Raw genomic sequence first — 12,366 nt, forward strand, 5'->3', positions numbered from 1 at the left:
GAGGCTATGATGAGCCGAAGCGCGACGGGGGCTCGCCGCGCGTGGTTCGTCGGCCGGACGGTCCGTCGGATGGCCAGACAGGACCGGCGCAATCGGGAGCGGTGGGATCATGAAGATTGCGGGATGGATGTCAGCCAAAGGCGTGGCCCGGACGATGGGCGCCCTCGCCGCCTCGATGGCCGCCAGCGCGGCCTGGGCTGCGGGCTATGGGCTGGCGGAGCCGGGACAGATCGGCTTCCAGGAGGCGGTGACGCCGATCGCCAGGGATATTCACTGGTTCCACGACGATCTGCTGATGCCTATCATCACTTTGATCTCTCTTTTCGTGCTGGCCCTGCTGGCCTATGTCATCTGGAAATTCAATGAGAAGGCGAACCCGACGCCTTCCAAGACCACCCATAATACGCTTGTGGAAGTGGCCTGGACGATCATCCCCGTGATCATTCTCGTCATCATCGCCATTCCCTCCTTCCGCCTCCTGACCGATGAACTGGTGATCCCGCCGGCCGATGTGACCGTGAAAGTCACCGCGTCGCAATGGCACTGGGCCTACGAATATCCCAAGGATCAGGGCGGCGGCTTCTCCTTCGAATCGTACATGAAGGACGACAAAGATATCAAACCGGAGAACGGCGACGTGCGCCTGCTTTCGGTCGATAACGAGGCGGTGGTGCCGGTCAACAAGACCGTGGTTCTGCAGATTACGGCCGTCGATGTCATCCATTCCTTCATCGTCCAGTCGTTCGGCGTGCGCGTCGACGCGGTGCCGGGCCGGTTGAATGAAACATGGTTCAAGGCCGATCGCGAAGGCGTCTATTACGGCCAGTGTTCGAAACTGTGCGGCAAGGATCATGCCTTCATGCCGATCGTCTTCCGCGTCGTGAGCGAAGAAAAATATCAGGCGTGGCTCGGCGATGCGAAGAAGAAATTCGCGGCGGCGTCGAGCGCTGTTTCGGTCGCCGATGCGGGAGCGACAGAGATCCGCCAATAATCCGCCTGATGTAAGCGACGAGACGAGCGGCCAAAAGATTCTTCAGGGACCAGAGCCATGGCGACCACATCCGCAACCCATGATCACGATGACGATCACGCCCATCCGACGGGATGGCGCCGGTATCTCTATTCGACCAATCACAAGGATATCGGGACGCTCTACCTGATATTCGCGGTGATCGCGGGTCTGATCGGCAGCGGTCTGTCGGGCGCCATGCGCATGCAGTTGATGTATCCGAACAACCATGTCTTCTCGGTGATCTCCGCGGTTCTGGCGGGCGACGGTTCGATCGACGCCGCCAAGAACATGTACAACGTCTTCATCACCGCCCACGGCGTCATCATGATCTTCTTTCTGGTGATGCCCGCCATGATCGGCGGCTTCGGCAATTGGTTCGTGCCGCTGATGATCGGCGCGCCGGATATGGCCTTCCCGCGCATGAACAATGTTTCGTTCTGGCTGCTGCCGGCCTCGTTCCTGCTGCTCCTGACTTCGTTGTTCGTCGAGGGCTCGGCGGGCTTTCATGGCTTTGGCGGCGGCTGGGTCATGTATCCGCCCTTCTCGTCGACGGCCGGCACGCCCGGTCCCGCGATGGATTTCGTCATCCTGTCGCTGCATCTGGCGGGCGCCTCCTCGATTCTGGGGGCGATCAACTTCATCACCACCATCTTCAACATGCGCGCCCCCGGCATGACGATGCACCGCATGCCCTTGTTCGTCTGGTCGATCCTGGTGACGGCGTTCCTGCTGGTGCTCGCCCTGCCGGTGCTGGCCGGCGCGATCACCATGCTGCTGACCGATCGTAATTTCGGCACGACGTTCTTCGATCCGGCCGGCGGCGGCGATCCGCTCCTGTTCCAGCACCTGTTCTGGTTCTTCGGCCATCCGGAAGTCTACATCCTGATCCTGCCCGGGTTCGGCATGATCAGCCAGATCGTCTCAACCTTCTCCAGGAAGCCGGTTTTCGGCTACCTCGGCATGGTCTATGCGATGGTGGCGATCGGCGCGGTCGGCTTCGTCGTCTGGGCCCATCACATGTATACGGTCGGCCTGTCGCTCAACACGCAGCGCTATTTCGTCTTCGCGACGATGGTGATCGCGGTGCCGACCGGCGTGAAGGTGTTCTCCTGGATCGCCACCATGTGGGGCGGCTCGATCTCGCTGCGCACGCCGATGATCTGGGCGATCGGGTTTATCTTCCTGTTCACCGTGGGCGGCGTGACGGGCGTGGTGCTGGCCAATGCCGGCGTCGACCGGGCGCTGCACGAGACCTATTACGTCGTCGCGCATTTCCACTACACGATGTCGCTGGGCGCAGTGTTTTCGATTTTCGCGGGCTTCTATTATTGGTTCCCGAAGATGACGGGCTATATGTACAATGAGAAGCTCGGCAACCTGCATTTCTGGCTGCTGTTCGTCGGCGTCAATCTGGTTTTCTTCCCGCAGCATTTCCTTGGGCTCGCGGGCATGCCGCGTCGCTATATCGATTATCCCGACGCTTATGCGCTGTGGAATTTCTGGTCGTCGATCGGCGCCTATGTGTCGGGCCTCGGGACGCTGGTGTTTCTCTATACGGTCTACGAAGCCTTCGCGAAGAAGCGCGTCGCCGGGGACAATCCATGGGGCGTCGGCGCCACGACGCTCGAATGGACATTGCCCTCGCCGCCGGCTTTCCATAGCTACGAGACGCTGCCGCGCATCACCGGCGCGGACCATTGACAAAGGCGACGCCGCAATGCGTTCGCCTTCGACGCCGGCCGCGGCTTGTCGCTGCGGCTGAGCGCGCAAAGGCGCTTGTATGAGTATTGCGAGCCACAACGAAAGCGTATCGCCGATCGGGGTTGGCGATTACGCCGCCGGCCCTGCGGAATATTTCGCGCTGCTCAAGCCGCGCGTCATGTCTTTGGTCATCTGGACTGCGCTGGCCGGCCTGCTCGTCGCGCCGACCCATGTCCACCCCGTGATCGCCGTCGCCTCGATCCTCGCCATAGCCGTCGGCGCCGGGGCGGCGGGCGCGCTCAATATGTGGTGGGACGCCGATATCGACGCTTTGATGGCGCGCACCCGGTTGCGGCCGATCCCGGCCGGGCTGATCGACCCGCGCGAAGCGCTTTTCTTCGGCTTGACGCTGTCGTTCCTCGCTGTATTGACGCTGGCGGCGGCGGCCAATCTTCTGGCGGCGGCTTTATTGGCCTTCACGATATTTTTCTATGTCGCCATTTATACGATGTGGCTCAAGCGCTCGACGCCGCAGAACATCGTGATTGGCGGTGCGGCGGGCGCGTTGCCGCCGGTCGTCGGCTATGCCGTCGCGACCGGTTCCGTGACGCTCGACAGCCTGATTCTGTTTGCGATCATCTTCGTCTGGACGCCGCCTCACTTCTGGGCGCTGGCGCTCGTCAAGAGCGGCGATTACGCGCGCGCCGGCATTCCGATGATGCCGAACGTGAAGGGCGCGGACCGCACTAGGCTGGAGATTCTGATCTACACTCTGGTTCTCGTTCCCCTGGGTATATTGCCTTGGCGGATGGGCATAGGCGGCGACCTCTATGCGGCTGTCGCGATTGCCGCGGGCGCGGGCATGGCGTTTATGGCGATGCGCGTGTTCAGGATTCGCGAGGGTTCGCGAGCGAGCAAAGCCGCGATGCAATTGTTCGCCTTCTCGATCCTCTATCTGTTCCTGCTGTTCTCGGCTTTGGTCGTCGAGCACGGTTTCGGGCTCATCGAACGTTTCGGTTTGTGAGGCCGCATGGATGAGACAAAGCCATCTGAAGGGGTCGTTCTGACGCCCCGACAATTGCGCAACCGCCGCTTGCGCAACCTGGCGATCGGCCTGAGCGTCGGTCTGCTGGCGGCGCTGTTTTACGCGATCACCATCGTCAAGCTGGGGCCGGGCATTTTACGGCCGGAGCCATGAGCAGGTCAGCATGAGCGGGCGCGAGAAAACTCCGCAGGCTAAAGCCGCGCGCAATCATTTGGTCGCCGCGTGCGCGGTTTTGGCCGCCGTTGCGATGGTCGGCGCGGCCTATGCCGCCGTGCCTCTCTACTTCATGTTCTGCCGCGCGACGGGTTTTGCCGGCACGACGCAGGTCGCAACCGCGGCCCCCGCGCTCAAGGGCCAGCGCGTCCTGACCGTCCGCCTCGACGCCAATGTCGCGCCGGGCTTACCCTGGAGCTTCGAAGCTGAGACGGCGTCGGTCCAGTTGCGCACGGGCGCCACCGCCACCGTCTATTTCAAAGTCCGCAATCGCGTGTCGCGCGAAACCGCGGCGACGGCGGTTTACAACGTTAGCCCGGGCGTCGCGGGCGCCTATTTCGACAAGATTTCCTGTTTCTGCTTCAGCGAACAGCATCTGGGGCCCGACGAGACCGCCGAACTCCCCGTTGTGTTCTTTCTCGATCCCCGGCTCGAGCAGGATGAGACGCTGAACGGGGTCCAGGAAATTACATTGTCCTATACGCTGTTCGCCGCGCTGGACTCCAACCGGCCGGTTGCGGCCGCGCCCGGGATTCAGAATGGCGAATCGCAGCGATAGGAGTGGCGAATCGTCGCCTTGACGGCGTCGGCCAAACGATGCAAATCGGGCATGCTAGACGCCCGGCCGCGATTGACGGACTTTAGGGGGATAGGGGAAGCACATGGCCGACGCTCATGCGAAGCCGCATCACGATTATCACCTCGTAAACCCGAGCCCGTGGCCGCTCGTCGGCTCCATCTTCGCTTTCCTGACCGCTGTCGGCCTCATCATGTCGATGAAAGGCCTGACGATCGGCGGACTGAAGGTTGGCCCCTTCATCCTCGTTTTCGGTTTTGCCGGCATCCTCTATGTCATGGCTTCATGGTGGTACGACGTCATCCATGAAGCGGAATCGGGCGACCATACGCGGGTCGTCCAGATCAGCCATCGCTACGGCATGATTCTTTTCATCGCTTCGGAAGTGATGTTTTTCGTCGCCTGGTTCTGGGCCTTTTTCGACGCCTCGCTGTTTACGGACGAAAAGATTCAATATGCGCGCGTCGCCTTCACGGGCGGCATGTGGCCGCCCAAGGGCACCGAAGTTCTCGATCCGCTCAATCTGCCTTTGCTCAATACGCTGATCCTGCTGACGTCAGGCACGACGGTGACCTGGGCTCATCACGCCTTGCTGCATAACGATCGCCGAGGGCTGAAAATCGGGCTTTTGCTCACGATTCTGCTTGGCGCGACCTTCACCTGCGTCCAGGCGTGGGAATACGCGCACGCGCCGTTTGCGTTTTCTCACAGCATTTATGGCGCGACCTTCTTCATGGCGACGGGCTTCCACGGCGCGCATGTTCTCATCGGCACGATCTTCCTGATCGTCTGCCTCGTGCGCGCCAACGCCGGCCAGTTCACCCCGCAGCAGCATCTCGGCTTCGAGTTCGCCGCCTGGTACTGGCACTTCGTCGACGTCGTCTGGCTGTTCCTGTTCTCCTGCGTCTATGTCTGGGGTTCGTGGGGCGCGGCGATCGAGGGCGCGGCTGGCGGCGGCTGAGGCGTTCGCCAGTTCGGGCAGTCACCTGGGCGCCGAAGCGGCCAGCTTCCTTAAGTCAAATTCCGGATCGCCCGCCTGCGCCGCCGAGAGCGGCAGGCCAGCGCCGATAATGCGCCGCGCGGCCATATGGTCGCCCGGACGATTGACCGTCTCTACCGCCGCGAGCTCGCCGCCGCGGAAACCGAACATGGCGAAGGATCTTGCCTGCGGATCGCCGCGCATCACCCATTGGTCGCAGCCATGGGAAAGGCCAACGATCTGCAGCTTGAGGTCGCCTTGATCGCTCCAGAACCATGGCAGCGCGGCATAGGGCTCCGCCTTCCCGACAATGCGGCGCGCAACGCATCGCGCCTGGTCGACGGCGTTCTGCACGGATTCGAGCCGGACCGGGAATCCGACGAAGGGGCTCGGGAAAAGAGCGCAGTCGCCGATCGCCGAGATCAAGGGGTCGGATGTTTCAAGACGGTCGTTGACGATGATTCCATTGTCGCAGGCCAGGCCCGCCGCGCGCGCCAGCCGGTCCTCCGGCAAGACGCCGATGCCGACGATCGCCAGATCGGCCGGTAAAAGCGCGCCGTCCGACAATTCCACGGCGCTGATCGCGCCGCGCTGCCCATGCAGCGCGACCACGCCGACGCCAAGCAGGAGTTGGGCGCCGAACGCTTGATGCGCTTCCAGGAAGAAGGCCGAAGTCGCGGGGGAAACGGCGCGCGCGAGCGGGCGAGGGCTGACCTCGACGATCGTCACTTCGCGCCCGAGATTTGCCGCCGTCGCGGCGATCTCAAGCCCGATGAAGCCTGCGCCCACCACCACAATGCGCCGCGCCGCGCCAAGACGTTTGCGCAGGGCCCGCGCATCGGTGAGGTCGCGCAGGACAAGGACCCCGTCAAGATCGATCCCGGGCACGTCGAGAGGGCGTTGTCTTGCGCCGGTCGCCAATATGAGATGCGCGTAATCGAGAGGGCGTCCAGAGGCGAGTTCGACGCGATTCGCGCTTCTGTCGATGCGCGTCGCCTCCGCGCCAAGCATGAGATCCACGCCTTTGTCGGAATAGAATTGCGCCGCGCGCAGCGGCAATCCCTCGGCTTCCATGGCGCCTTTCAAAAACGCTTTGGAGAGGGGCGGGCGCTGATAGGGCAGATGGGCTTCGGCGGACAAAAGCTTGATCGTCCCGTCGAAGCCTTCTTCGCGCAGACTGGCGGCGCCCTGCACGCCGGCATGGCCGGCGCCGATTATGACGACAGAGGAAACGCTCATCGGAAGACCTCGGCGGCGGGTGGGGTCAGATCGTCGCCCGGCGCGAGCGCGCCGTCAGGCCGAACATAGAGGCAGGCGAAGTTCAAAGCGAGAGAGCAGGAAACCAGAGGCCCCCATTATGTTTGATCCCTGGCTTTAAAGGCGCATTATCTTCGTCGACGAGGAGGGATGCGGGCGACGGGACCATACGCGTCCTAATCCGCGGTCGCCGATTGACGACAGCCGCCGGTTCACGCCGGCGACCGTTCATGTCAGCCAATCGTCCGGACTGCGCATGCGCGCCGCTCACCCGCTTGGCTCTCCGGACACTCCGGAGCTACTGGCAAATATCGACGGTGCGGCGACCGAGATAATGGCCGTACCGATCATAAACCGGGCGCACGGTCATACAGCCAGGACCGCCGTAGCCATAGTCGTTATAGGCAAAATCGCCGTAATAGGGGTAGTAGCCGCCAGCCCACGGGCCCCATCCCCATCCGAATCCGCCATACCCGCCGCGCCAGCCGCCGCCGTGAAAACCGCCGCCGCCGTGAAAACCTCCTCCGCCATGGAATCCGCCGCCGCCATGAAACGTCGCTGCTGCGGCCGGCCCGCTCTGAGCAGCGAACGCCATTCCGAGAGCAAGCGCCGCGACTGATGCAATCGCGGTTCTTCTGAATGTCGAGAGCATTACGATCTCCTGTTTTTCGAACGGTTCGGGATCAACCCGAACTTCGCTAGATCAATGCTCATTTAGGATCGGGGTTGCGGAGAACGATGTGTGAGAAGGCTTCCGACCTACAACAACTCGTGAGGATTACGCGCCGCACGCCATGCCGGCGGCATTCCTTTGTGTCGGAGTGGTCGCGGATGTTACGGCGACGTCGCATCGGGAGGCGTGAACTCGTGACAATTGGTGCGGCCGGACGCCACGCAGTTCAGCAGGTCATTGGAGGAATTGAGCTTATTGAATAACCAAATGCCGCCAATGACGAGCACGACGACAACGACTATGGCGGCGATATTGGCGCCGTCTCTATTCTCATATTCAGGCGGCTTATCCGGACCCTTCATTCACTTAGCCATTTTTCGTCCGTTGACGCCGGGCGTCCAATCCCTTTTGGTCCTCAGCAATCCACACAAACCCATACCCGCAAATTGGACAAATCTTGGGCAGGGCGACGCAGCTTAGCAGCTAATCCGTTGATTTTAAGCGCTCCCTAGTTCTCGCTAAGAACCGCGGCGCGAGTGTGCCGGATAATTGAGAAAAACTTACGCTAAAATTCTTCGGGCAAAGGAGCAAGAGTTTGTTGAACGCGGGGCTCCCTCGCTCCGACCATAAAAGTCATTCGCTCGAAGCGCGTCGGGCGCCCGTTCGCTTTTGCTGCTTACATCTCGTAATCCAAAAAATGTAAGCACTAGGCAGTTCAGAGGAAGCTGGGTACGATCTGGGTGTGCTGGGGCCTGAGCGTTGCCTGGGCTACGCGGATCGCCGGCATGAAGCGAGCTTCAGCTACGGCTTTCTGCGGAAGGCGGGGGAACCGCGTGATAGTCGTGAAGTATCCGAAGCAAACGCATCAACTCTCGCCTGTCTGCTGGAGCCAATGGCGCCAACGCACGGTCCTCCGCCTCCGCGAGGCCAGCCTTCAGGCGCTCGAAGCGAGCTTTGCCCGTTTCTGTCGCCTCAACAATATTCTGGCGGCGGTCGTCGGGATCTGAAACGCGCGTGACTATACCTTCTGCCTCAAGCGCATTGACAACCGCGTTCATGTCGCTGCGGTCGATGTTCGTCCGTCGACAGAGTTCGGCCTGCGAGACGGCGCCAAACGCAACGAGCGTAGCAAGCACGGCGAGCTGGTAGCGATGAGTCCCCTCCACGGCGAGGGCTTCGTTCACGACTCTGCCGACCAGGATGGCCGTCTGATTCAGCAAGCGAGACGCCAGATCGCGCCATAGAGGCGCCTGGCCCGCATGTCTGGTGATGTCCATTGCGCCTCCGAAAAAGATTGGTGGCGCCAACAATTTGCCATTGGCGACATTGGTGGCTTGTGATAGATCGTTGGCGTGGCCAACGACCTGGCTGGAATATATCGCTCTTCCGAACGGTTCGTCGACTCCTCCGCCCCACGAAAGGCGCAGGCTGGGCGACATCTTGTGCCCCAATCGGTTTCTTAGAAAGCGAAGTGAGAACGACCCATGGCGACAGTGCATGTTTTGAGAGGCCAGGACCGCGTGTTCGGCTTTACGCTTGATGAGCAAGGGACGAACCTGCCGCAGCAATATGGCCCTTGGACCACCTTCAAGGCGATAGAGCTGCATCACGACGAACCCTATCAGGGCGTTGATGTGAGTGTTTGCTTGGACGACATCAGCAAACATGGTTTTCACTCGACCGCTGCGCATCAGCGCATCACGCACCTTGCGGTTGCGTAGAGCGCCGGTCATGAGCGAACGCGCATTGGTGCTTGGCGGTGGCGGAGCGTCAGGCAATGCCTGGTTGATCGGCGTCATCGCCGGCCTGTTCGATGCCGGGTTGGATGTGACACAGGCCGATCTGATCATCGGGACGTCGGCCGGATCGACGGCCGCGGCCCAGATAAGCAGCGCGACCCAACCGCCCGAACTGCTTGCCAACATCCTTGCCGCGCCCCAGCCACGGACTGGTGCGGTCGGACCCGACCGTGGACCCGTTCCAATTGGGCCAGCAGCGAACCATATGGAAATAACAAGCAGAATCATCGGCGCCGCTGAGGATGCGGCCGATATGCGCCGCAGGATGGGAGCGGCGGCGCTCGAGGTGGATGCGGCGTCGCACAGGTCTGCGCAAACGCAGTGGCGCGCTACCGTCGCCGCTCGGCTGCCCAATCAGCTCTGGCCGCAACGGCGGATACTTATCCCGGCTGTCGATGCCCACACCGGCGAGCCGGTCGTGTTCGACCGCCACAGCGGCGTCGACTTGGTGGACGCCGTCGCCGCCAGCACTTCCAACGGCTTCGGTGTCCCGCCGTACAGCATCGGCGGTCGGCGATATATCAACGGCGGCTACCGAAGAAACGAGAATGTCGATCTGGCAGCCGGGTACGCACGGGTGCTGGTGCTGTCGCCATTCGGCGGTAGATCATTGCACCCGTTGCACTGGGGCACCCATCTCGCAGCACAGGCCGACGAACTACGCGCACGCGGCAGCAGAGTCGAAACCATCTTCCCGGATAGCGACTCTCAAAACGCACTGGGCGGCGGCATGAAAGTGATGGATCTGTCGAGGCGTCGGCCCTCCGCTCAAGCCGGTTACAACCAAGGCCGAGCCCTTGCCGACCAGCTCACCGAATTCTGGCGCTGACGCCTACGAGACCAGTCGACTTGATAGGCGTGACGACACCTGCTTATGCCTCGGATGGCCGATGGGCGCGGTGTGATGGTTGATGTTCGCGCCGATGATCGAATATGCGCCGCGTCCGCGCCATTCGCGATGGGCAAGTTCACCTTCCGAAGGCGGAGGCTAGGGGTTCGAATCCCTTCCGGTGCGCCAATATTATTTTCAAATCAATGATTTGAAAGCGTGCTTCGCCGCGATGGCCATCCGTGAAATTCTCGCGGAAGCGTCACGGAAGCAACTCGCAGAGAGTTGTGAAGAAGATTATTGCGCCGGGTCGGCCAAAGCGTCGAGCGTTCTTAACGGCCTTAGCCTTGATCCCGCCCCTGTGCTGTGAGCGGGTATTGGATTGGACGAAGAAGAGAGAGAAGCAATGAGCGTCGCCTTTACTCGAGAGGAGAGCGCCGAAACCGCCGCGGAGGTCGGACTTCCCGATCGACCTGTCTCGCCATATCCTAATTTGGTGACGGCGTCCGGATTAAGAGCGCTGGGCGCGGCGATGGCAGTAGCTCGTGCCGCCTACGACGCTGCGCAGCAGATTGAGGACGTGAACGAGCGCCGACGCGCTGCTGCGCCCGCTTATCGGGATCTGAGGTATTTTGCCGAGCGTCTGCGGAGCGCTCAGCTCGTCGCGCCGCCGGCGTTGGGCGACACCGTTGCTTTTGGAAATCGCGTTACGTTCAGTCGCGACGACGGCCGGCGCCAGGTTTTCAGAATTGTGGGTGAAGACGAAGCAGATCCTCGAAACGAGTCGATCTCCTACGTCTCCCCTGTGGCGCGCGCGCTCATCGGCAAGGCTGTCGGCGATGTCGTCGTTTTGGGCGATGGCGAGATCGAGGTTCTTGCCATCGCAGAGTAGGCGGTTCCCCAGGGGGCGAATTAAGCGAACAGCTCCCCTTATGCTCTTCATCGGGTAGGATCAAACTCGATCATGAAGAGCGGGTCATGCGCAAGATCATCCATATCGACATGGACGCCTTCTACGCATCGGTGGAGCAGCGGGATCACCCAGCCCTGCGCGGTCGACCCGTCGCGGTCGGCTATGCCGCAAAGCGCGGCGTGGTCGCGGCCGCCAGCTACGAGGCGCGCAAGTTCGGCGTGCGCTCGGCGATGCCGTCGAGCACAGCGATGCGCAAATGCCCAGACCTCGTGTTCGCGCCGCCGCGGTTCGACGTCTGCCGCGCTGTGTCCCGCGAAATTCACCTGATCTTGGCTGACGATACGCCGCTGATCGAACCGCTCTCGCTGGACCCAGGCGACGGAGTGCGTCGCGAATAGAATCGCTCAATACCGCTTTGCGGCGATGGCGTTACGGAATTCTGGACATTTCGGACGCATCGGGGCGTGGGCGGAATGGTTGGCGAATCGAGGCCCGAGAGAGCGGCCTTGGAACTCTACGTACTGAGCAATCGCGGCGAGGTCTCCGCCATTGACATGTCGTTGCTCGATAATGTAATGGATTACATATGGAGAATCCCGTGTTTGAGAACAAGGTTGCCGTCGTAACGGGTGCAGCGTCGGGAATAGGTAGGGCCACGGTTGACAGGTTGATCGGCTCGAAGTGCGGTGTTGTTGCTTTCGACAGAGACGCGGGTGGTTTGACCCGTCTTGCATCGGAGCTGGGCGCTGGCGCGTTGCTGGATACGATCGACGTCGACATCTCGGATGAAGCCTCCGTCAACGCGGGCATGGCTCGCACGATCGAGAAGGCTGGCAAGATCGATTTCCTGATCAACAGCGCCGGGATCGATCACCTGGACCGGGTCGCGGAGTGCAGTTTAGGAGACTGGCGGAGAATCTTGTCCGTCAATCTTGATGGGACCTTCCTGATGTGTCGAATCGCGGTTCGACACATGATCGAGCGGAAGGGTGGCCGTATCGTCAACGTTGCGTCGTGGCTTGCCAAATCGGGCATGGCTGGACACGCGCCATATGCGGCGTCGAAGTTCGGGATGCTTGGCTTGACGCAAAGCCTGGCGAAGGAAGTGGCCGAGTTCGGCATAACCGTGAACGCGGTCTGCCCGGGGCCTATCGATCACACAAGAATGAGGGCGGAGGCGGATCAGCAATCCCTCGCGCGCGGGCTTTCCCCGGCGAAGGACCGGGTCAAGATGATCCCATTGGGTCGCATGGGAGAACCGGACGATGTCGCTGGCCTCATCGCGTTCCTGCTGTCGGAAGATGCGAGTTACATGACGGGGCAGGCGATCAATATCACCGGCGGCTTATGGATGAACTGAAAGTGGCG

General features: G+C 61.5%; 13 protein-coding genes and 1 pseudogene. 10 read left to right on the top strand and 4 right to left on the bottom strand.

Annotated elements, in window-relative coordinates; translation table 11 throughout:
* The first annotated feature begins 109 nt into the window (after positions 1–109).
* From coxB to GSQ90_RS05065, 6 genes are all read left to right on the top strand, one after another.
* Positions 110–991, top strand: a complete 882-nt coding sequence (coxB, locus tag GSQ90_RS05045; RefSeq protein ID WP_246731410.1) for a cytochrome c oxidase subunit II — start codon at positions 110–112, stop codon at positions 989–991.
* A gap of 57 nt (positions 992–1,048) precedes the next feature.
* The gene (ctaD, locus tag GSQ90_RS05050) at positions 1,049–2,713 is read left to right on the top strand and encodes a cytochrome c oxidase subunit I (RefSeq protein WP_158813696.1); all 1,665 of its coding nucleotides are present in this window, start codon (positions 1,049–1,051) and stop codon (positions 2,711–2,713) included.
* Between the two features lie 79 nt (positions 2,714–2,792).
* A complete protein-coding gene (locus GSQ90_RS05055; RefSeq protein WP_158813697.1) occupies positions 2,793–3,737 on the top strand; it encodes a heme o synthase in 945 nt (314 codons plus the stop codon).
* A gap of 6 nt (positions 3,738–3,743) precedes the next feature.
* Positions 3,744–3,911: a hypothetical protein gene (locus GSQ90_RS31970; protein ID WP_174247443.1), complete on the top strand. Its 168-nt coding sequence runs from the start codon at positions 3,744–3,746 to the stop codon at positions 3,909–3,911.
* Positions 3,912–3,921: 10 nt separating this feature from the next.
* Positions 3,922–4,530, top strand: coding sequence for a cytochrome c oxidase assembly protein (locus GSQ90_RS05060; protein WP_158813698.1), 609 nt, complete (start codon positions 3,922–3,924; stop codon positions 4,528–4,530).
* Between the two features lie 103 nt (positions 4,531–4,633).
* The gene (locus GSQ90_RS05065) at positions 4,634–5,509 is read left to right on the top strand and encodes a cytochrome c oxidase subunit 3 (RefSeq protein ID WP_158813699.1); all 876 of its coding nucleotides are present in this window, start codon (positions 4,634–4,636) and stop codon (positions 5,507–5,509) included.
* Positions 5,510–5,530: 21 nt separating this feature from the next.
* Here the strand turns inward: GSQ90_RS05065 and GSQ90_RS05070 are convergent, their stop codons facing one another.
* The 4 genes from GSQ90_RS05070 to GSQ90_RS32085 all read right to left on the bottom strand — a co-directional run bounded on the left by GSQ90_RS05070 (position 5,531) and on the right by GSQ90_RS32085 (position 9,190).
* On the bottom strand, positions 5,531–6,766 hold the full coding sequence (locus GSQ90_RS05070) for an NAD(P)/FAD-dependent oxidoreductase (protein ID WP_158813700.1): 1,236 nt from the start codon (positions 6,764–6,766) through the stop codon (positions 5,531–5,533).
* 316 nt (positions 6,767–7,082) lie between these two features.
* Complete coding sequence (locus GSQ90_RS05075; protein ID WP_158813701.1) at positions 7,083–7,436, bottom strand: hypothetical protein; 354 nt, start codon at positions 7,434–7,436, stop codon at positions 7,083–7,085.
* 182 nt (positions 7,437–7,618) lie between these two features.
* Positions 7,619–7,819: a hypothetical protein gene (locus tag GSQ90_RS05080; protein ID WP_158813702.1), complete on the bottom strand. Its 201-nt coding sequence runs from the start codon at positions 7,817–7,819 to the stop codon at positions 7,619–7,621.
* A 435-nt stretch (positions 7,820–8,254) separates the two neighbouring features.
* Positions 8,255–9,190 (bottom strand): MarR family winged helix-turn-helix transcriptional regulator, encoded by a 936-nt coding sequence (locus GSQ90_RS32085; RefSeq protein ID WP_210254816.1) that lies wholly within the window; start codon positions 9,188–9,190, stop codon positions 8,255–8,257.
* On the opposite strand from GSQ90_RS32085, the gene GSQ90_RS05090 reads away from it, so the two are divergent.
* The 4 genes and pseudogenes from GSQ90_RS05090 to GSQ90_RS05105 all read left to right on the top strand — a co-directional run bounded on the left by GSQ90_RS05090 (position 9,189) and on the right by GSQ90_RS05105 (position 12,358).
* The gene (locus tag GSQ90_RS05090) at positions 9,189–10,085 is read left to right on the top strand and encodes a patatin-like phospholipase family protein (RefSeq protein ID WP_210254817.1); all 897 of its coding nucleotides are present in this window, start codon (positions 9,189–9,191) and stop codon (positions 10,083–10,085) included. The genes GSQ90_RS32085 and GSQ90_RS05090 overlap by 2 nt on opposite strands.
* A gap of 406 nt (positions 10,086–10,491) precedes the next feature.
* Complete coding sequence (gene greA, locus GSQ90_RS05095; RefSeq protein ID WP_158813704.1) at positions 10,492–10,977, top strand: transcription elongation factor GreA; 486 nt, start codon at positions 10,492–10,494, stop codon at positions 10,975–10,977.
* An 86-nt stretch (positions 10,978–11,063) separates the two neighbouring features.
* Positions 11,064–11,369: pseudogene (locus GSQ90_RS05100) on the top strand (DNA polymerase IV); the annotation flags it as partial.
* Between the two features lie 227 nt (positions 11,370–11,596).
* A complete protein-coding gene (locus GSQ90_RS05105) occupies positions 11,597–12,358 on the top strand; it encodes an SDR family NAD(P)-dependent oxidoreductase (protein WP_158813705.1) in 762 nt (253 codons plus the stop codon).
* Positions 12,359–12,366: the final 8 nt, after the last annotated feature.

It is taken from the genome of Methylocapsa sp. S129, assembly GCF_009765995.1.
In the GTDB taxonomy this organism is placed as follows: Bacteria; Pseudomonadota; Alphaproteobacteria; order Rhizobiales; family Beijerinckiaceae; genus Roseiarcus.